Raw genomic sequence first — 19,949 nt, 5'->3', positions numbered from 1 at the left:
CTCTACTTATAGTGATGGCTCGCCGGCATCGCGCCGGAGGGCGATGACGTCGACGACGGTGGCGGCTCGGGCTCGGCGGGCGCCTGCGCGGCAATGGCATTCGCGTTCACGGGCGATGCCGCTTTCTCGAGGCAGTAGCCGAGACCCCGCACGGTGATGATGCGCACGCCGCTCGGCTCGATCTTCTTGCGCAGGCGGTGCACGTAGACCTCGATTGCGTTGTTGCTGACTTCCTCGCCCCATTCGCACAAATGGTCGACCAGCTGCTCTTTCGAAACCAGCCGGCCAATCCGCTGCAGCAGCACTTCCAGCAAACCCAGTTCGCGCGCCGACAGGTCGATCACCTGCTCGTTGACATAGGCTATCCGGCCGACCTGGTCGAACGACAGCGAGCCGTGCCGCACGACCGTCGGGCCGCCGCCCGCGCCGCGCCGGGTCAGCGCGCGCACGCGCGCTTCGAGTTCGTTCAGCGCGAAGGGCTTGGCCATGTAATCGTCCGCGCCCAGGTCGAGACCTTTGACGCGTTCATCGACGCTGTCCGCGGCGGTCAGGATCAGCACCGGAAGGTTGGAATTGCGGGCGCGCAGGCGGCGCAGCACCTCGAGGCCGGACATGCGCGGCAGGCCCAGATCGAGGATCAGCAGGTCGAAAGTCTGCATCGACAGGGCGGTGTCCGCCTCGACGCCTGACTTCACGTGATCGACGGCATAGGCCGATTGGCGGAGTGATCGAACCAGACCGTCCGCGAGTATGCTGTCGTCTTCGGCAATCAGAATTCGCATGGTGCGCAACTCAGGCCATGCCGGCTCCGTGGGGTGTCCCCCAGGCGCACAGCGGTCTCCGAAAATTTTTGTGGGTGGTTTTGGCAACGCGACAGTAAAAATGCGCGTTCGCATAAGAATCGCGCTTGCCAAAACTACTGTTTTTTTATACAGTGTCTGCGTTTAGTGTGCTGTCCTGCAAAAGTGGGACGAACATCTGCCTCAGACGCCGTTCATCATAGCAAAGGACGATTCATGGAAGAAAGCAAGAAAGGCTCGGCTGGACTGACTGCTGAAAAGAGCAAGGCACTCGCTGCCGCACTCGCGCAGATCGAAAAGCAGTTCGGCAAAGGGTCGGTCATGCGACTCGGCGCAGGTGAGGCAGTCGAAGACATCCAGGTGGTTTCAACCGGATCGCTCGGTCTGGACATCGCGCTCGGCGTGGGTGGTTTGCCGCGCGGTCGTGTGGTCGAAATCTACGGCCCGGAATCGTCGGGTAAAACCACGCTCACGCTGCAAGTGGTCGCAGAAATGCAGAAGCTCGGCGGCACGGCGGCGTTTATCGACGCGGAACACGCGCTGGACATCCAGTACGCGGGCAAGCTCGGTGTGAACGTTAACGAGCTGCTGGTTTCGCAGCCGGACACCGGCGAACAGGCGCTCGAAATCGCCGACGCGCTGGTGCGCTCGGGTTCGATCGACATGATCGTGATCGACTCGGTCGCGGCACTCGTGCCGAAGGCTGAAATCGAAGGCGAAATGGGCGACTCGCTGCCGGGTCTGCAAGCGCGTCTCATGTCGCAAGCGCTGCGCAAACTCACGGGTACGATCAAGCGCACCAACTGCCTCGTGATCTTCATCAACCAGATCCGTATGAAGATCGGCGTGATGTTCGGCAATCCGGAAACCACCACCGGCGGTAACGCGCTGAAGTTCTACGCATCGGTGCGTCTGGACATTCGCCGTATCGGTTCGATCAAGAAGAACGACGAAGTGATCGGCAACGAAACGCGTGTGAAGGTCGTCAAGAACAAGGTGGCGCCACCGTTCCGGGAAGCGATTTTCGACATCCTGTACGGCGAAGGCATTTCGCGTCAGGGCGAAGTCATCGACCTGGGCGTGTCGGCCAAGATCGTCGACAAGGCCGGCGCCTGGTATAGCTATAACGGTGAGCGGATTGGTCAGGGCAAGGACAACGCGCGTGAATTCCTGCGCGAAAATCCGGACATCGCCCGTGAGATCGAAAACCGCATCCGCGAATCGCTGGGCGTGAACGCCATGGCCGAAGCTGTGGCCGGTGCAGGCGCCGAAGTCGCGGACGAAGAAGAGTAACCGTCACGTGATACGCAAGGGCCGGCCGTTGTCCGATGGCGGACACCACGCGGGCGGCCCGCGTGATGAAGACGACGATTCGTTCGATCCATTCGAATCATTCGACGCACACGATCGCGCTGCGGGCCGGGGCCCGCAGCGCGCACAGTTTGAATCTTCCCCGCCCGCCAATCCGGATTCATCCGAAACCACCTACACCCGCTCGCGCCGCACACCCGGTGAAGCGAAGCCGGGGCAAGACGACACCAAACAATCCCAGCGTCCGGCACGGTCGCTAAAAGGGCGTGCGCTCGGCTATCTATCCCGCCGCGAATATAGCCGCGCCGAACTCGCGCGCAAGCTAAAGCCGTTCGTCGAAGAAACAGACTCGCTCGACACCTTGCTCGATTCGCTTGAAGCCGAAAACTGGCTATCCGATTCGCGTTTCGCGGAGAGTCTGATCCATCGGCGCTCGTCGCGGCTCGGTGTGAGCCGGATTGTCGGCGAGTTGAAGCAGCATGCGGTCGATCAGGCGCTCGTCGAAGAGGCCAGCGCGCAATTGCGCGAAACCGAACTCGCGCGTGCGCAAGCCATCTGGCGCAAGAAATTCGGCCAGCTTCCGGAAACGCCCGCCGAGCGGGCAAAGCAGGCGCGCTTTCTGGCCTCGCGCGGTTTCTCGGGTGCGACGATCGGCAAAATCCTGAAGGGCCTCGATGAGGATTGGGCCGGCGAGTAAGTGGCCCGAGGAGTAAGCAGGCAGGCTAGTAAGCGGATCGACAATTAAGAGGCCCGGCAAACAACCGCGCTGACAAACAAGCGGCCCGGCAAGCAAGCAAACCTGCAAGCCGGCAAAAAAGCACCTCATCCCAGTTCGCGCACCACCCCTCCGAGATAGCCTCCGCCGCGCTCAGCCGCCTGCGGCGTGCCTGTGCGTGTTCCGACCTGTCTCAAATACCCAGTATGCTAAAATTCGTGGGTTTTCCAATCCGGCCTTTCCTTTCCGCATGCCGCTCTCCCCGCCAGTGTCCCGTCAGTTGCGCCACCGTCGCGCAATCAGAGCGGAAGCCTATGAGAGAGCAGATGGCCTGTGGGATGTGGAAGCGTGCTTGACCGACGAAAAACCGCGCGATGTGGTACTTGCGTCGGGCGTCCGGTCCAATGGTCAGCCGATCCATGAACTCTGGCTTCGCATCACCATCGATCGCAAGCTCAATGTCGTCGACGCCGAAGCGTCGTCCGACTGGGTGCCCTATCCTGGTTTGTGCCAAGTCAGCAATCCCGCCTACCGTGCCCTCATCGGGCTCAATCTGCGCCAAAACTTCCGTCGTGAAGCTGCCCGTTTGCTCGGCGGCACGGCTGGTTGCACGCATCTCACCGAGCTGTGCGCCATCCTGCCAACCGCCGCGATTCAGGCCTTCGCCGGCGACGTGTGGAATACAGGCGACAGTGCGCCGGGCGGGAACGCGGGTTCAGGAGACGAATCGTCTGACAGCACGGGCGAGCATTCCAACGACAAACCGCCATTCCAGCTGGGACGCTGCCACGCGCTGCGTTTCGACGGCGAGGCGGTGCAACAGTTTTATCCGCGCTGGTATGGCCGCGCCCCGCATCTAGCGGATCGTGCGGCAGCGTCAGACGACGGGGCGGTTCGCCAGACAGGCAAGGGCGGCCACGCGTCCGGCATGAGCGCCGGCAGCGGAAACGAAGTTCAATCCAACTCTCAGACTGAAGGGAATCACGCATGAAGATTCACGAGTACCAGGGTAAGGAAATCCTGCGGAAATTCGGCGTCGCGGTACCGCGCGGCAAGCCGGTCTTCTCGGTGGATGATGCGGTCAAGGCCGCGGAAGAGCTCGGCGGCCCGGTATGGGTCGTGAAGGCTCAGATCCACGCAGGTGGCCGTGGCAAGGGCGGCGGCGTGAAGGTCGCCAAGTCGCTGGAACAGGTTCGTGAATACTCGAACCAGATCCTCGGCATGCAGCTCGTCACGCACCAGACCGGTCCGGAAGGCCAGAAGGTGAATCGTCTGCTGATCGAAGAAGGCGCTGACATCAAGAAGGAACTGTATGTCGGCCTCGTGATCGATCGCGTTTCGCAGAAGATCGTCGTGATGGCATCGAGCGAAGGCGGCATGGACGTCGAAGAAGTCGCGGAAAAGACGCCTGAGCTGATCCACAAGATCGCGGTCGACCCGGCAACCGGTCTGAAAGATGCGGAAGCCGACGAACTGGCCACGAAGATCGGCGTGCCCGCCGCTTCGCTGCCGCAAGCACGCGCGATCCTGCAAGGCCTGTACAAGGCATTCTGGGAAACCGACGCATCGCTGGCTGAAATCAACCCGCTGATCCTGACCGGCGACGGCAAGGTCATCGCTCTGGACGCGAAGTTCAACTTCGATTCGAACGCACTGTTCCGTCACCCGGAAATCGTCGCGTACCGCGATCTGGACGAAGAAGATCCGGCTGAAGTTGAAGCCTCGAAGTTCGACCTCGCGTACATCTCGCTCGACGGCAACATCGGCTGCCTCGTGAACGGCGCGGGCCTCGCCATGGCAACGATGGACACCATCAAGCTGTTCGGCGGCGAACCGGCGAACTTCCTGGACGTGGGCGGTGGCGCCACGACCGAGAAGGTCACGGAAGCGTTCAAGATCATGCTGAAGAACCCGAACCTGACCGCGATTCTGGTCAACATCTTCGGCGGCATCATGCGCTGCGACGTGATCGCGGAAGGTGTGATCGCTGCGTCGAAGGCCGTCTCGCTGAAGGTGCCGCTCGTGGTCCGCATGAAGGGCACGAACGAAGACCTGGGCAAGAAGATGCTCGCTGAATCCGGCCTGCCGATCATTGCGGCAGACAGCATGGAAGAAGCGGCTCAGAAGGTCGTCGCGGCTGCTGCGGGCAAGGCGTAAGCCAAACCCAGAGCGCGTTCACCAGGATTACGAATGGCGGCGCGTGAGCGACGCGGGCGGAGAACATCCAGCCTCGCGGCGTCACCGCGCGACGCCAAACGAACAGAGGTCAATACATGTCGATTCTGATTAACAAAGACACCAAGGTCATCACGCAGGGCATCACCGGCAAGACCGGTCAGTTCCACACGCGTGCTTGCCGTGAATATGCGAACGGCCGCGAAGCGTACGTTGCGGGCGTGAACCCGAAGCGTGCCGGCGAAGACTTCGAAGGCATTCCTATCTACGCTAGCGTCGCTGAAGCCAAGGCTGAAACGGGCGCGACCGTGTCGGTGATTTACGTTCCGCCGGCAGGCGCTGCTGCTGCGATCTGGGAAGCGGTCGAAGCCGACCTGGATCTGGCGATCTGTATCACGGAAGGCATCCCCGTCCGTGACATGATCGAGCTCAAGGCACGCATGCGCGCTGAAAACCGCAAGACGCTGCTGCTCGGACCGAACTGCCCGGGCACGATCACGCCGGACGAACTGAAGATCGGCATCATGCCGGGTCACATCCACCGCAAGGGCCGCATCGGCGTCGTGTCGCGTTCGGGCACGCTGACGTATGAAGCAGTCGGCCAGTTGACGGCGATCGGTCTCGGTCAGTCGTCGGCAGTCGGTATCGGCGGCGACCCGATCAACGGTCTGAAGCACATCGACGTGATGAAGATGTTCAACGACGATCCGGATACGGACGCCGTCATCATGATCGGCGAGATCGGCGGTCCGGACGAAGCAAACGCTGCTGAGTGGATCAAGGGCAACATGAAGAAGCCGGTGGTTGGCTTTATCGCCGGTGTCACGGCGCCTCCAGGCAAGCGCATGGGCCACGCCGGCGCGCTGATCTCGGGCGGTGCGGACACGGCTGAAGCCAAGCTGGAAATCATGGACGCCTGCGGCATCAAGGTCACGAAGAACCCGTCGGAAATGGCGCGTCTTCTGAAGGCGATGCTGTAAATCGAAAATCGCGCGCAGTTAGGGCGCGTTTTTTGATACGCTTACGAGATCCTTTCGTAAGCGTGCGGTTCTAAAAAAGCGGAGGAGTGTAAGCTCTTCCGCTTTTTTTATTGGCCGCGTGCCGCATCTCTTCCTGTTGGTTCGATCATGCTTGAGTTCTTTGCCACGCTCCATTGGGGCGCCGTCCTGCAGATCATCGTCATCGACATTCTGCTGGGTGGCGATAACGCGGTGGTGATCGCGCTGGCGTGCCGTAACTTGCCGGCGTCCCAACGGACCAAAGGCATCTTGTGGGGCACCGCGGGCGCTATCGTGCTGCGCGTGGCGCTGATCGCGTTCGCGGTCGTGCTGCTCGACGTGCCGTTGCTCAAGTTCACCGGCGGTCTGCTGCTGCTGTGGATCGGCGTGCGTCTGCTCGCGCCGGCGCACGACGTGCATGAGAACATCAAGCCGGCCGACAAGCTGGTGTCCGCGATCAAGACCATCATCGTCGCGGACGCCGTGATGAGCCTCGACAATGTGATTGCGATTGCCGGTGCCGCCGAGGCCGCCGATCCGGCACACCGCATCGCGTTGGTGATTTTCGGCTTGGTTGTGAGTATTCCGTTGATCGTGTGGGGCAGCCAGCTGGTGCTCAAGCTGCTCGACCGCTTCCCGATCGTCATCACGCTTGGCGCGGCGTTGCTGGGCTGGATCGCGGGCGGCCTCATCATCAACGATCCGGCGGGCGACCGCTGGCCGATCCTCGACACGCCGGTGGCCGAATACGGCATGAGCATCGCAGGTGCGTTGTTCGTCGTGATCGTCGGTTATTTGCTCAAGCGCCGCAACGCGCATCGCGCGGCGGTTTGACGACGGACCTGGACCTCGCGCCGGCATGACCGTCTGTCGATCATCGCTGTGAGCGTGAGCCGGACGACACCGCAGCGTTAGCCGTTCGGCTGACTGTGTGACGCGAGCGCCGCTGGCTACGATTGAAACGCCTGTCTCCGATCCGTGGGGCAGGCGTTTTTCGTTTCAGGAGCCTGCCGATGATCGTTACTTTGCCGTATTCCCCTTACTCCCAATCCTCGCTGTGCACGCGCACCGGCTTTGGCCGGCAGGGCTGGTCCGCCCGGCTCGCGCGGGCCTGCCGCCGCCTCGGCTGCGGCTTCACGCTGATCGAACTGATGATCGTGCTGGCGATTGTCGGTGTGATCGCCGCCTATGCGATTCCCGCGTATCAGGACTATCTGGCTCGCAGCCGCGTCGGCGAAGGACTGTCGCTGGCTGCCTCCGCGCGCCTCGCGGTGTCGGAAAACGCCGCGAGCGGGAACGCCTTTAGCGGCGGCTACGCTTCGCCACCGGCCACGCGCAACGTCGAGTCCATTCGCGTCGACGACGACACCGGCCAGATCACCGTCGCCTTCACGGCACGCGTCGCGCCCGTGGGTTCGAACACGCTGACGCTCGTGCCGTCGGTGCCCGACAACGTCGATGCACCGACCGCGCGCATCGCGTTGAGCAAGAGCGCGGTGCAGGCGGGCGCGCTGACCTGGGAATGTTTCGCGGGCGGCAAGAACGCGTCCTCGCTGCCGGCGCCGGGCGCAGGTCCGTCGCCCGCCGAAGCGCCCACCTTGCCGTCGAATCTCGCCCCGCCGGAGTGCCGTTCGTGAGCAATTGGGTGATAAGCGCGATGACCGCGAAAGCGGCCGGTGCGGTAGTCGGCTGCACGTAAAACGCTGATTTTCGGGATATTTCAGCCCGGCCGGCGCACAGCAGGAGAATTTTTTTGTATAGTGCGCCGGTTGCTGACGCCCACCGGTTACTCGATGCCCACCCCTTTCGCGCGCTATCTGTCTTTCATTCTGCTGGCTCTCGCGTTGATCCTGCCGTATGCAGTGGTCAACCATACCTATCCAATTCCGACCTTTTACGCAGAATTTACCGCGCTCGCGCTGTATCTGCTGACCGGCGCAGGCGTCGTGCTGCTGGTGGCGAGCGCCAAGCCGCGCATTGCGTTCGCATCGCCGACGGTCGCGCTGGTGCCGTTGCTGTTCGGGCTGTTGCTGGTGGCGCAAGCGGTGTTGCTGCCGGTCTCGCAGCCGTCGATGAACTGGCTCGGAGGCGGCTACCTGCTGGCGGCGTTCATGGCGGTGCATGCCGGCTACGGTTTCACGCGCGCGAAGCTCAACGAGACCGCGCTGCGCTGGGCGGCAGGGGCGTTGATTGTCGGCGGCCTGTTCGCGGTGTTCACCCAGGTGATCCAGTTGTTTCACCTCGAGACGCGCGTCACGCCGCTCGTGGTCGCCTATAACGTGCTCATTGAACGCCGGCCGTTCGGCAATATGGCGCAGGCCAACCACCTCGCCACCTACATTGCATTCGCCATGGCGGGCGCGCTGTACCTCGTGCAAACGCGGCGGATTGCCGTCAGCATCTGGCTGCTTGTGTCGACGATTTTTGCCGCGGGTCTCGCGGTGACCGTGTCGCGGGGTCCGTGGCTGCAGATGGGCGTGATCGTGGTGGCGGGTTTCTGGATGGCGTTCGCGCAAACGCGCAATCAGCTGCAACCGCGCCGCGGCAACCGCGATTGGATCATTCCGATTGTGCTGGCCGTGCTGTTCTTCGTGGTCAACGCGTTGGTCCGCTGGGCCAACGTGCACTACCACCTGGACCTCGCACAGTCCGCGGCGGAACGCTTCCAGGATGCCGGCCAGATCGCGCCGCGTCTCGCGCTGTGGAAGTACGGCTGGACGATGTTCAAGACGCATCCGCTGATGGGTGTCGGCTGGGGCGAGTTTCCGAGCTATCAGTATGAATTTGTGAAGTCGCTCGGCGCTGTCGAGATCGCCAACAATTCGCACGATATCTTTATCGACTTGCTGGCGAAGACCGGTTTGATCGGTCTCGCGATCGTACTGCTCGGCCTGCTGAGCTGGCTCGTGCGCGTGGTGCGCGCACCGCAAAGCGCGGCGCGCGTGTTCGGCATCGCGTTGATTGGCGTGCTGGTCATGCACGCGCTGGTCGAATATCCGCAGCAGTACATGTTTTTCCTGTTGCCGGCGATGTTCGTGTTCGGCTTGCTGGAAACGCGGCCGCTGCGGCTCGTGCCCGCGCGGCTTTCGTTTGGCGCGTTCGTGGTGGTGGTGTTCGGCGGGCTGGCGGCGCTGTATCCGGTCTATCGCGACTACGCGCGTGACGAGGTGCTGTACTACGGCTCGCGTCCGGCTGAGCAGTATGCTGCGGACCCTTCGTTCCTGTTTGGGGCGTGGGGCGAGTATGGGATGGCGACACTTCTGCCGATGAATTCGATGGACCTGCCGCACAAGCTCGCCATGCATAGGCAGGCGATTGCGCTGCTGCCGGGTGAAACCGTGCTGCGCCGCTATGCGGTGCTGCAGGCGTTGAACGGCGACACGTCGGCGGCATTCGACACCGTCGAGCGCCTGAAAATTTTCGCCGAAGAGCTACATGACTGGCCCTCTCAGCTCAGCGCGCTGTACGAACTGTGCGACGAGCAGAAGACCCTGACCGGGTTCAAGGCCGAACTGGTCAAGCGTTACGGCATGCCGCCGGGCGGCGCCAATCAGGACGACGACAGCGACGACGAGTGACGCCGCTGCGCGTGTTTCAGGGCGCTATAGGCGCAGCGGGGCGATGACGCGGGCCGTCATCAACCCGCCACCCAATCCCCCGACTTCCCGCCGTGCTTTTCGAGCACCTTCACATCGGTGATCGTCATCCCCCGATCCACCGCCTTGCACATGTCGTACACCGTCAGCAGACCCACCTGCACGGCGGTGAGCGCTTCCATCTCCACCCCGGTTCGTCCAAGCGTTTCCACCTGAACCGTGCAATGCACGCCAGGCATCGTTTCATCGAGTTCGAAGTCCACCTTGACCCGCGTGAGCGCGAGCGGATGGCATAGCGGAATCAGATCGGCGGTGCGCTTCGAACCTTGAATCGCGGCAATGCGCGCGATGCCGATCACGTCGCCCTTTTTGGCGTTGCCGTCGCGGATCAACGCGAATGTCTCCGGCAGCATGCGAATCGAGCCGCGCGCAATAGCAATGCGCTTGGTCTCCTGCTTGCCGCCGACATCCACCATATGCGCCTGGCCGGCGGCGTCGAAATGTGTGAGTTCGGGCATGTTGGGCTCCTTCAGAGGGCGCCTATCATAGCAGTGGCTACAATTGCCCTATGCCCGTTATCTTAGTCGAGCGGCGGCCGCCGCTCTCCGACTCCGACCGGCCTCGCGATGCGTCTGAAACGGATTCTTGCTGCGTTGTTGTCTGTCGCGCTGGCGGCGCCGCCAGGCGCGTTCGCGCAAACGCATGCGGCGCCGGGTGTGGCGCTCAACCCGTCACCGGCTGAGCCGCCGCTGGTCAGCGGCTCGTCTGACGCCTATGCCGACCCGTTCGTACCACCTGACATCGCGCAAGGTGTGTTCGGCGTGTACGGCGGAGCGGAAAACCGCTTCTCTGGCCATACGGGCGCAAACACCGGCTGGCGCGCGCCGATCCTCACGCAGCAGTTGCCCGATCTGGGCAACGGCGGCTCCGCCTCGCTGACGCCGCAGGCCGAGCGCAAGCTCGGCGAGCGGGTGATGCGCGAGGTGCGGCGCGATCCCGATTATCTCGACGACTGGCTGGTGCGCGATTATCTGAACTCGGTCGCGGCGAAACTTGCCGCAGCGGCGAATGCGCTCTATATCGGCGGCTATCGTCCGGATTTCGACCTGTTTGCGGTGCGCGACTCGCAGATCAACGCCTTCTCGCTGCCGGGCGGCTTTATCGGCGTCAATACTGGCCTGATCGTGACGACCCAGACCGAATCCGAACTGGCGTCGGTGCTCGGTCACGAAATGGGACATGTCCTGCAACGGCACATCTCGCGCATGATTACGATGGGCGAGCACAGCACGTATGCGGCACTCGCCGGGATGCTGCTCGGCGTGCTGGCGGGCGTGCTCGCGCATAGCGGCGACCTGGGTAGCGCGATTGCGATCGGCGGTCAGGCGTATGCGGTCGACAACCAGTTGCGTTTCTCACGTTCCGCCGAGCACGAAGCGGACCGCGTCGGTTTTCTGCTGCTGGCCGGCGCCGGCTACGATCCGTACGCGATGCCGGCGTTCTTCGGCCGCCTCGATCGCGCGGCGATGAACGACACCGGCATCCCGGCCTACGCGCGAACACACCCGCTGACCGGCGAACGGATTGCCGACATGCAGGACCGCGCGCGCCGCGCGCCTTACCGGCAACCGCATCAGTCGTCCGAATATGGTTTTGCGCGGGCGCGGGCGCGTCTGCTGCAGGACCACTCCCTCAGCGAGTATGGGGAGGAGGTTTCGCGTCTGCGTTCCGAGATCGAGGACAGGACCGCGCTCAACGTCGCGGCGAACTGGTACGGCATCGCGTACGGGCAGATGCTGCTCGAACGTTACGACGATGCCGCGGCGTCGCTGGCGTTATCACGCGCGGCATTCGCGTCGGCCGAGAGAGCCGAAGGCGAGCCCGGGCGCAACTCGCCGAGCCTCGACGTACTGGCGGCCGACATCGCGCGGCGCGCCGGCCGCGACGACGAAGCCGCTCGCCTCGCCGCGCTTGCACAGGCGAACTGGCCGCAATCGAATGCCGCGATCGACATGCATATCCGCACCTTGCTGACTTTGCGGCGCTTTACCGAGGCCCAGGCGCTGGCGCTCAAAGAGACCCGCGCCCAGCCTGATCAGCCGGCCTGGTGGTTGTATCTCGCGCAGGCCAGCGCTGGCAGCGGCGATGCGCTGACGCAGCATCGGGCAATGGCGGAGAAGTTTGCGTTAGAAGGGGCGTGGCCTTCGGCGATCCGGCAATTGAAGGACGCCCGCGATATGAAGACGATCGGCTATTACGACCTCGCTACGGTCGACGCGAGGTTGCATGAGATGGAGAACCGCTACAAGGAGGAGCGGCTCGACGAGAAGAGCTAGGCGCCGGGCCTACTGTCTCGTCGCGAGCCCGATCCGGGCCCAGTGAAAGCGCGCTGCGCGGGCAGGAACTCAGGCGAGCGCCGCCGCTGGACTTGCCACAAACCCAAACCGTGCCGGCACGTCGCCTCGCCGCACCGCCTGCAGCGGCAACACGGTCTGAGCGTTCCAGCGAAACTCGCCGCTCATCGAATCGTCCGCCAGCGTGGCGTGGTCGGAGAACACTTCCAGATCGTGATCGTGCAGCACCGCGACGCGGGGCGGCGTCGAGCCATCGGCGAACAGAATCCCGCCTTCTTCGTCGACCAGCACGGCCGCCGGCTCGAAAGCGACGCCGCCCTGATCCAGCAAGGTGAGGGCGCCGGCGGCATCCGTCGACAAACGCACGACCCACGGCGTATAGCCCAGTTCGACATACACGCGCTGCGGGCCGTTCTGGAAAAACCACTGGCCACGTTCGTCCGCGCCGTAGTTCCGGTTGATGAACCCCAGCAGGGCTTCATGCCGGATCGGCGTGCCCGGCAAGCCGCTTGCCTGCGCGGCTTCATCCCGCATGCGCCAGTTGCCGCGGCGGTCCAGCATCAGCCATCCGGTGCAGCTCGGTACGTTCGGCCACTTGGCGAGAGCCTGCTTGACGATGTCATCCATGATCGAGGTGCCGCTCCAGATAGCCGAACACGCGCTGCGACAACCAGTCGATGCGCCCCGGAAATGGTCCGGTCATAAAACCGGCATGGCCGCCGTGTTCGGGTTGGTCGAGTTCCACCGCCGCCGAAACATCATGCCGCGACGGCAACGCCTCGGCCGGCAGGAACGGATCGTTGCGCGCGTTCAGCACCAGCGTCGGCACCTGAATGTGCGGCAGAAGCGGGCGCGTGGTCGCGCTGCTCCAGTAGTCGTTGGTGTCGCGAAAGCCGTGCAGCGGCGCCGTCACCACGTTGTCGAACTGGCCCATGGTTCGAGTTGCCAGCATCGCGTCGCGGTCGAACAAGCCAGGAAACTGGATGAGCTTCTGTTCGGCCTTCTGCTTGAGCGTCTTCAGGAAGCTGCGCGTGTAGACGAGGCCAAATCCTTGCGCCAACGCGCGGCCGCCTGCGTGCACGTCGATAGGTGTGGAAATCGCCGCGGCCGCCGACACGACCGAGGTGGCATCCTCGCGCCGCTCGCCCAGCCAGCGCAGCAGCACATTGCCGCCGAGCGACACGCCGGCCGCGACGATGGGCCCGCGATGCGCGGCGCGCAAGCGGCGCAGGATCCAGTCGACTTCGTTGCTGTCGGCGAGGTGATAAAAGCGCGGCAGCCGGTTCAACGGTCCGCTGCAGCTGCGAAAGTGCGGCACCACGCCGTGCCAGCCGCACTCGCGCGCGGCCGCCATCAACGACATGGCATAGTGCGACGCCGAGCTGCCTTCGAGACCGTGAAACAGCACGAAAAGCGGGGCATTGTCGGCGGGAGCGCCAGACGGGGCGCCAGGTGCGGACGCGGAGGCGGCGTGGCCGTCGTGCTGCACCCAGTCGAGGTCGATGAAGTCGCCGTCCGGCGTGTCCCAGCGCTCACGGCGAAACGACACCGCCGGTCGGCGCGCGAACAATGCCGGGACGATGGTCTGGACGTGCCGGTTCGGCAGCCAGAAAGGCGCGCGGTACAGCAGTTCGATGGTGGCCGCGGTGCGTGGCGTGCCGCCGGCAGCGGAAAGATCGCGCGTCGTCCCATGCTCTCCCAGTCCCCCGAGCGGGCTTCTTTCAGGGCGAGGCACTTCATTTGGGACGGGAGAACTGCTGCGGGGCGTACTCATGCGCGAATCAAAGCAAAAAAGTAGAACGCGTGGTGCCAGGCGCACCGCGCGTCAGTGCAGCGACCCCTGGCCATGGCGCATTTTCGTGGCGAACTGGCTGGCGGCCTCGTTGGGCATCGGGCTCGCGTGAATATGCGCGATGCGCCATTCGCCGCGCTCGTGAACCATCACGTAAGTGGTGAACACCATGGTGGGCGTGGCTTTCGGATCGGCCGGACGATGCGCTTCGGCAATCGCGTAGACGACCGTGCCGAGGCTGTCGTAGACGCGGATATCGAGCGGCTCGATCGACACGCGCGCGGTTTCGAGCTGGATCTGCAGGCCGGCGCGAATGCTGTCGAGGCCGTGCAGGTGCGAGCCGTCGGCGCAGATGCAACTCACGAACTCCTCATCGATCCACAGGCCCATCAAACTGTCGATATTGACCTCGGCGACGGCCTGGTAATAGGCGTTCAGGGTATCGGCGGCGGCTTCGAAGATATGGGCAAAACGTGGCATGGCTCGTCAGTCTCTAGTGCGCGGCGCGCGGTTGCGGGACAGCGGTCAGCGGGACGGCCCGGAACGGGACCGTGCACCCGAGCGCCAGAATGCCCGCGCCGCAAGGCGCGAACATGACGCGACGCGCTCAGGGGCGTGCGGTGTTGCGTGCAAGTGTCAATCGGTTCAGCGTTGCGCGAGCAACATGCCGCGCAAATCGCCGAAGACCTGCTCGGCGCTCAGCTGTTTCAGGCAGTTCAGATGACCGAGCGGACACTCGCGCTCAAAACAGGGGCTGCATTCGAGATGGAGCCATTGTACCTTCGCAAGCTCGGACAAGGGCGGCGTGTGGCGTGGATCGGTCGAACCGTACACCGCCACCAGCGGACGGCGCAGCGCGGCGGCCACGTGCATTAGCCCGGAATCGTTGGTGACGACCACGTTGGCGCGCGAGATCAGCGCGCAAGCCTCGCCCAGCGCGGTTTGGCCGCACAGGTTGCGCACGTTCGGCGCTTTCTCGGCAATCGCCTGGGCAAGCGGCGCGTCTTTCGGTGAACCGAGCGCGACGATCTGCGTATACGGAAACGATTGACCGACCATCTGCGCGAGCGACGCGAAGTGCTCGGGCGGCCAGCGCTTGGCGGGGCCGTACTCGGCGCCCGGACAGAACACCAGCAGCGGCACGCGCGTGTCCAGATTGAAACGCGCCGAAACACGCGACGCTTCGTTCAGGTCCGCGTCGAGGCGCGGCATAGGCAGGTCGTCGGGGACTTTGGCGCCGGGCGCGTAGGCGAGGGCGGCGTATTGGCCGACCATGGGCGGCCGCTCGTCCTTGCGCGGATTCGCGTGACGCACGTTCAGCAGACCGTAGCGGCTTTCGCCGGTATAGCCGATGCGCAGCCCGATGCCCGCCATCCACGGAATCAGCGCCGATTTGAGCGAGTTCGGCAGCACGTAAGCCGCGTCGTAGCCGACGTCGCGCAAATCGCTCGCCAGTTGCCAGCGGCGCAGCATTTGCAGCTTGCCGTGTGCAAGGTCGGTGGCGTAGACGTCGCGGATTTCCGGCATGCGTTCGAGCACGGGCGCGACCCACGAGGGCGCGACCGCGTCGATGACGATGCGCGGATGCAATTTCACGAGGCGCGCAAACAGCGGCTGCGCCATCAATGCGTCACCGATCCAGTTCGGTGCGATAACCAACGCGCGACGCATCAGAGTGAGTGTCCGGTGTCGAAACGAAGCGCCGCGCGCGCCATGCGCGTGGCGTTCGGATGATTCAAAAGGGAAAGGCCGCGAGCCGCGTGGCGCGAGTCCGGCATGGCCGGACCCGCCGCGGCAGCGGCCCTGCTATGGCGTGCTTGCGTGGGGGCCAGTGTCCGTGGCCGGGCTCAATGACCTTTGACCACTTCGCCGTCGCGCAGCTTGTAGCGCGTGCTGCAGTAGGGGCAGCGCGCTTCGCCATGCGTGACGTCGATAAAGACGCGCGGATGCGCGCTCCAGCGCGGCATGGCCGGGTTCGGGCAGTACGCCGGCAGGTCTTTGGCCGACAGTTCGACCAGCGGCATTTCCTTGATTTCGCTCATGGGGCTTTCTCGTTGTATGCAGGGTACGGGCGCCGCGCCGGTCAATGCCGGCGCAACGCGCATCAATCAGATTCTGGTCAGCCAGTGCGCGTACTTCTCGCTCTTGCCGTTCACGACGTCGAAGAACGCGGCTTGCAGCTTCTCGGTGATCGGGCCGCGTGCGCCGGAGCCGATCGTGCGGTTGTCGAGTTCGCGGATCGGCGTGACTTCGGCGGCGGTGCCGGTGAAGAACGCTTCGTCGCAGGTATAGACCTCGTCGCGCGTAATGCGCTTTTCGATCACCTGGATGCCCGCGTCGCGCGCGAGCGTGATGACCGTGTCGCGCGTGATGCCGTCGAGGCATGACGACAGATCAGGCGTGTACAGCTTGCCGTTGTTCACGAGGAAGAAGTTCTCGCCCGAGCCTTCCGACACGTAGCCGTCAACGTCGAGCAGCAGTGCTTCGTCGTAACCGTCGGCGATGGCTTCCTGGTTGGCGAGGATCGAGTTCACGTACCAGCCCGACGCCTTGGCGCGAACCATCGAGACGTTCACGTGATGGCGCGTGAACGACGAGGTCTTCACACGAATGCCCTTGGCGAGGCCGTCTTCACCCAGGTAGGCGCCCCACGGCCAGGCGGCGATCGCCACGTGGATGGTGTTGCCCTTGGCCGACACACCGAGCTTTTCCGAGCCGACCCAGATGATCGGGCGCAGGTAGCAGGATTCGAGCTTGTTCTGGCGCACCACTTCGCATTGCGCCGCGGCCAGCGTTTCGTGGTCGAACGGCACATTCATCTGGAAGATCTTGGCCGAGTTCAACAGACGCTTGGTGTGTTCCTGCAAGCGGAAAATCGCGGTGCCGCCGTCTGCCGTCTTGTAGGCGCGCACGCCTTCAAATACGCCCATGCCGTAGTGCAGCGTGTGGGTAAGCACGTGGATCTTGGCATCGCGCCACTCGATGAGCTTGCCATCCATCCAGATCTTGCCGTCGCGGTCGGCCATTGACATACGATTCTCCAGCAGGTGCGTTTGTGAATGCCCCCAAACCTGTCGCTTCGCGTCAGGCCCCCGAGGGGACAAGAAAACCTGGAACGGCCCGGTATTTTCTTGCGAGGTGGTGCGAAGGCCGTCATTTTAGCGTCTTTTGCACCTGGAACGGGCGTTTGGCCGTATTCCGGACGCTATAATCCAGCACTCGCATAATTCAAATCCGGATGCGCCAGCGGGTGCTTGACGACCTGGCGCCGACTTCCCATCGTAGCGGCGTCCCTCTTCAGGTGCCGTTCGTCCTGTTCAGCCTCATGCTCGCTCGTCTGTCCGATACCGATCGCCGTGCCTTCCGTGATGGCGCGCGCGACTATTCGCCCACGCTGATGGCGATTTTCTCCTGGGGGCTCGTGACGGGCATTGCCATGAGCAAATCCGTGCTGACGGTGCCGCAGGCGCTTGCCATGTCGCTGCTGTGCTATGCCGGCTCGTCCCAGTTGGCGGTGCTGCCGCTGCTCGCCGCCAAGCTGCCGATCTGGACCGTGCTCCTGACGGCCGCGATGGTCAATACGCGTTTCGTGATCTTCAGCGCCGGCCTCGCGCCGCACTTTTCCTATCTGCCGATGTGGCGGCGCATCGTGCTCGGCTATTTCAATGGCGACGTGATCTATCTGCTGTTCCAGAAGAAGAGCTTCCGCACGGGTTATGTGCCGGGCAAGGAGGCGTACTTCTGGGGCATGGCGGTGTGCAGCTGGCTGTCGTGGCAGGTGTCGTCGATTGCCGGCATTCTGCTGGCGAGCCTGATTCCGGATAACTGGGGCCTCGCGCTGGCGGGCACGCTGGCGCTGCTGCCCATCATGGTATCGGCGATCGCGACGCGGTCCACCCTGGTCGCGTGCAGCATTGCCGGCCTGGTGTCGCTGCTCGCGTTCGACCTGCCCTACCGGCTCGCGTTGCCGCTCGCGGTGATCGCGGCGATCATCGCCGGCAGTGCCGCCGACCTGATGGTCGAGCGCGCCGACTTGCGCCGCATCCGCAACAGCGCCGGAGATTCCCAATGACCGCCACGCAGATCTGGATCGCCATTATCGGTATGACCTTCGTCACCGCCGTGACACGCGCCATGTTTCTAATCGGCGGCGAGCGCACGGTTTTGCCGGAGCGCGTGCAGCGGATGTTGCGCTACGCGCCGGCCGCGGCGCTTGCCGCCGTGGTCCTGCCCGATGTGCTGGCGACGCCGGCCGGTCTCTCGTTCGCGCTGTCGAACCACGAGTTTTACGCATCGCTGTCCGGTCTGGCGTGGTTTTTGTGGCGGCGCACCATGCTGGGTACGATTGTCGTCGGAATGCTCGTGTTCACGCTGTTGCGCCTCTTCATATGAGTGGAAGAGCAAGAATTGTTGCGCTGCGACATGCGCGGCGCATCCTTCAAATACGGGACATTCGCCCGGCCGCGGGTCAGAAGGCAGTGTGGATCAGTTAAAATGGTTGTTTCCGGGATAACCGCGCCGCCGCAAGGCGCGCGAGCCGCGGCCTCGCCGCCGGCGCCCGAGCCCGATTCAGCGGAGCCGTTGCTGTGCCCAGGCGCTGGAGTTCACTGCGCTGAAGGCCGCGTGCGCCGTCCGTCACCGCCTTCTCATCAACTCGCACATACACGCCCATGAACAAGGTATTGCGTCTCTCCGATCTGATCGCCGAAGGCAAGCTATCCGGCAAACGCGTGTTCATCCGCGCCGATCTGAACGTGCCGCAGGACGATCAAGGCAACATCACCGAAGACACCCGTATCCGCGCCTCCGTGCCGGCCGTCAAGGCAGCGCTCGACGCAGGCGCCGCCGTGATGGTCACGTCGCACCTGGGCCGTCCGACCGAAGGCGAGTTCAAGCCGGAAGATTCGCTCGCGCCGGTCGCCAAGCGTCTGGCCGAACTGCTTGGCCGTGACGTGCCGCTGGTGGCGAACTGGGTCGAAAACGGCGTGACGGTTGCGCCGGGGTCGGTTGTGCTGCTGGAAAACTGCCGCGTCAACAAGGGCGAAAAGAAAGATTCCGACGAGCTCGCGCAAAAAATGGCGAAGCTCTGCGACGTCTACGTGAACGACGCATTCGGCACCGCGCACCGCGCCGAAGCCACCACGCACGGCATCGCCAAATACGCTCCCGTCGCGTGCGCCGGCCCGCTGCTGGCCGCTGAGCTCGAAGCGCTCGGCAAGGCACTGGGCGCGCCGAAGCGTCCGCTGGTGGCGATCGTCGCCGGTTCGAAGGTGTCGACCAAGCTGACCATTCTGAAGTCGCTCGCCGACAAGGTCGATCAACTGATCGTGGGCGGCGGCATCGCCAACACGTTCATGCTGGCCGCCGGCCTGAAGATCGGCAAGTCGCTCGCCGAAGCCGATCTGGTGGAAGAGGCCAAAGCCATTATCGAAGCCGCGAAAGCGCGCGGCGCCTCGGTGCCGATCCCGACCGACGTGGTCACCGCCAAAGAGTTTTCACCCACTGCCAAGGCCGAAATCAAGGCCGTCGCCGACGTTCAAGACGACGACATGATCCTCGACATCGGACCGGAAACGGCCCGCGTGCTCGCCGCGCAACTGGAGAAGGCCGGCACGATCGTCTGGAACGGCCCGGTCGGCGTGTTCGAATTCGACCAGTTCGGCAACGGCACGAAGACGCTCGCTGACGCGATCGCCAAGTCGTCGGCGTTCTCGATTGCGGGCGGCGGCGATACGCTCGCGGCCATCGCCAAGTACGGCATCCACGACAAGGTTAGCTACATCTCGACAGGCGGCGGCGCCTTCCTCGAGTTCCTCGAGGGCAAGAAGCTGCCGGCCGTCGAAGTTCTGGAATCGCGGGCTTAACGTGACGGCGCGCTCCCCCATGACAAAGTCTGCAAAAGCGCGCGGTGCCAAGTCGCCGCGTAATACCGAAGCAGCAAAGGCGGGGGAGCGCGCAGCGCGCTCCGCGGCTGCGGCTGACCCGACCGCGGTAAATCAAGCAGAAGCGCCGCAACCTGAAGAATCCGGCTCGCCCCTCGCGCACGCGGAGTTGACCACTGCCGTCGAAGCAGCGGAATTGTCCACCGGACAAGCCGCTCAATCGCAGGCAGAACTCGCGGACGACGAGGTCGCGCTCGCCGAACCGCCGGCACGCCCCGTGCCGGTGTCGAACACCGCCTCACCCCATAAAGCGACGCTGGCCCCAG

At 63.9% G+C, this 19,949-nt stretch carries 20 protein-coding genes; 12 read left to right on the top strand and 8 right to left on the bottom strand.

Annotation, left to right across the window (positions count from 1 at the left end):
- Positions 1 to 2 precede the first annotated feature (2 nt).
- A complete protein-coding gene (locus A6V37_RS01445) occupies positions 3 to 782 on the bottom strand; it encodes a response regulator transcription factor (RefSeq protein ID WP_064285702.1) in 780 nt (259 codons plus the stop codon).
- A gap of 234 nt (positions 783 to 1,016) precedes the next feature.
- Between A6V37_RS01445 and recA the strand changes: the two genes are divergently transcribed.
- The 8 genes from recA to A6V37_RS01405 all read left to right on the top strand — a co-directional run bounded on the left by recA (position 1,017) and on the right by A6V37_RS01405 (position 9,577).
- Positions 1,017 to 2,093 (top strand): recombinase RecA, encoded by a 1,077-nt coding sequence (gene recA / locus A6V37_RS01440; protein ID WP_064268777.1) that lies wholly within the window; start codon positions 1,017 to 1,019, stop codon positions 2,091 to 2,093.
- A gap of 7 nt (positions 2,094 to 2,100) precedes the next feature.
- Positions 2,101 to 2,808, top strand: coding sequence for a recombination regulator RecX (gene recX / locus A6V37_RS01435; protein ID WP_064268776.1), 708 nt, complete (start codon positions 2,101 to 2,103; stop codon positions 2,806 to 2,808).
- 268 nt (positions 2,809 to 3,076) lie between these two features.
- Positions 3,077 to 3,817, top strand: coding sequence for a DUF2889 domain-containing protein (locus A6V37_RS01430; RefSeq protein WP_064268775.1), 741 nt, complete (start codon positions 3,077 to 3,079; stop codon positions 3,815 to 3,817).
- Positions 3,814 to 4,983, top strand: a complete 1,170-nt coding sequence (gene sucC / locus A6V37_RS01425; RefSeq protein WP_064268774.1) for an ADP-forming succinate--CoA ligase subunit beta — start codon at positions 3,814 to 3,816, stop codon at positions 4,981 to 4,983. Before A6V37_RS01430 ends, sucC begins: the two co-directional genes overlap by 4 nt.
- Positions 4,984 to 5,099: 116 nt before the next feature.
- On the top strand, positions 5,100 to 5,981 hold the full coding sequence (sucD, locus tag A6V37_RS01420; RefSeq protein ID WP_064268773.1) for a succinate--CoA ligase subunit alpha: 882 nt from the start codon (positions 5,100 to 5,102) through the stop codon (positions 5,979 to 5,981).
- A 147-nt stretch (positions 5,982 to 6,128) separates the two neighbouring features.
- Positions 6,129 to 6,833 carry a TerC family protein gene (locus A6V37_RS01415; protein ID WP_064268772.1) on the top strand — a complete coding sequence of 235 codons (705 nt, stop codon included), beginning with the start codon at positions 6,129 to 6,131 and terminating at the stop codon, positions 6,831 to 6,833.
- Between the two features lie 179 nt (positions 6,834 to 7,012).
- Positions 7,013 to 7,636 carry a pilin gene (locus A6V37_RS01410; protein ID WP_064268771.1) on the top strand — a complete coding sequence of 208 codons (624 nt, stop codon included), beginning with the start codon at positions 7,013 to 7,015 and terminating at the stop codon, positions 7,634 to 7,636.
- A 156-nt stretch (positions 7,637 to 7,792) separates the two neighbouring features.
- Complete coding sequence (locus tag A6V37_RS01405; protein ID WP_064268925.1) at positions 7,793 to 9,577, top strand: PglL family O-oligosaccharyltransferase; 1,785 nt, start codon at positions 7,793 to 7,795, stop codon at positions 9,575 to 9,577.
- Positions 9,578 to 9,636: 59 nt separating this feature from the next.
- On the opposite strand, the gene moaC is transcribed toward A6V37_RS01405, so the two are convergent.
- Positions 9,637 to 10,113, bottom strand: coding sequence for a cyclic pyranopterin monophosphate synthase MoaC (gene moaC / locus A6V37_RS01400; protein WP_064268770.1), 477 nt, complete (start codon positions 10,111 to 10,113; stop codon positions 9,637 to 9,639).
- Positions 10,114 to 10,221: 108 nt separating this feature from the next.
- Here moaC and A6V37_RS01395 point away from each other — a divergent pair, with 108 nt between their 5' ends.
- Entirely contained in the window at positions 10,222 to 11,931 is a 1,710-nt protein-coding gene (locus A6V37_RS01395) for a M48 family metalloprotease (protein WP_064268769.1), read from the top strand.
- A gap of 69 nt (positions 11,932 to 12,000) precedes the next feature.
- Here A6V37_RS01395 and A6V37_RS01390 read toward each other — a convergent pair whose 3' ends face one another.
- The 6 genes from A6V37_RS01390 to A6V37_RS01365 all read right to left on the bottom strand — a co-directional run bounded on the left by A6V37_RS01390 (position 12,001) and on the right by A6V37_RS01365 (position 16,773).
- Complete coding sequence (locus A6V37_RS01390; RefSeq protein ID WP_064268768.1) at positions 12,001 to 12,576, bottom strand: DUF2946 family protein; 576 nt, start codon at positions 12,574 to 12,576, stop codon at positions 12,001 to 12,003.
- Positions 12,569 to 13,723, bottom strand: a complete 1,155-nt coding sequence (locus tag A6V37_RS01385; RefSeq protein WP_242665821.1) for a YheT family hydrolase — start codon at positions 13,721 to 13,723, stop codon at positions 12,569 to 12,571. The genes A6V37_RS01390 and A6V37_RS01385 overlap by 8 nt, the downstream gene beginning before the upstream one ends.
- Positions 13,724 to 13,774: 51 nt before the next feature.
- Positions 13,775 to 14,221 carry a nuclear transport factor 2 family protein gene (locus A6V37_RS01380; RefSeq protein WP_064268767.1) on the bottom strand — a complete coding sequence of 149 codons (447 nt, stop codon included), beginning with the start codon at positions 14,219 to 14,221 and terminating at the stop codon, positions 13,775 to 13,777.
- A gap of 165 nt (positions 14,222 to 14,386) precedes the next feature.
- Complete coding sequence (gene waaF, locus A6V37_RS01375; protein ID WP_064285700.1) at positions 14,387 to 15,412, bottom strand: lipopolysaccharide heptosyltransferase II; 1,026 nt, start codon at positions 15,410 to 15,412, stop codon at positions 14,387 to 14,389.
- 176 nt (positions 15,413 to 15,588) lie between these two features.
- On the bottom strand, positions 15,589 to 15,783 hold the full coding sequence (locus A6V37_RS01370; RefSeq protein ID WP_064268765.1) for a zinc-finger domain-containing protein: 195 nt from the start codon (positions 15,781 to 15,783) through the stop codon (positions 15,589 to 15,591).
- Between the two features lie 66 nt (positions 15,784 to 15,849).
- Positions 15,850 to 16,773, bottom strand: a complete 924-nt coding sequence (locus tag A6V37_RS01365; protein WP_064268764.1) for a branched-chain amino acid transaminase — start codon at positions 16,771 to 16,773, stop codon at positions 15,850 to 15,852.
- Positions 16,774 to 17,066: 293 nt separating this feature from the next.
- Between A6V37_RS01365 and A6V37_RS01360 the strand changes: the two genes are divergently transcribed.
- The 3 genes from A6V37_RS01360 (at position 17,067) to A6V37_RS01350 (ending at position 19,605) form a co-directional block, all read left to right on the top strand.
- A complete protein-coding gene (locus A6V37_RS01360) occupies positions 17,067 to 17,813 on the top strand; it encodes an AzlC family ABC transporter permease (RefSeq protein WP_064268923.1) in 747 nt (248 codons plus the stop codon).
- Positions 17,810 to 18,133: an AzlD domain-containing protein gene (locus A6V37_RS01355; RefSeq protein WP_064268763.1), complete on the top strand. Its 324-nt coding sequence runs from the start codon at positions 17,810 to 17,812 to the stop codon at positions 18,131 to 18,133. The genes A6V37_RS01360 and A6V37_RS01355 overlap by 4 nt, the downstream gene beginning before the upstream one ends.
- A 278-nt stretch (positions 18,134 to 18,411) precedes the next feature.
- On the top strand, positions 18,412 to 19,605 hold the full coding sequence (locus A6V37_RS01350; RefSeq protein WP_064268762.1) for a phosphoglycerate kinase: 1,194 nt from the start codon (positions 18,412 to 18,414) through the stop codon (positions 19,603 to 19,605).
- Positions 19,606 to 19,949 lie beyond the last annotated feature (344 nt).

It is taken from the genome of Paraburkholderia ginsengiterrae, from assembly GCF_001645125.1.
Taxonomy (GTDB): domain Bacteria; phylum Pseudomonadota; class Gammaproteobacteria; order Burkholderiales; family Burkholderiaceae; genus Paraburkholderia; species Paraburkholderia ginsengiterrae.
The sequence above is the reverse complement of the archived record's forward strand: the minus strand, read 5'-3'. Positions and strand labels throughout refer to the sequence as shown.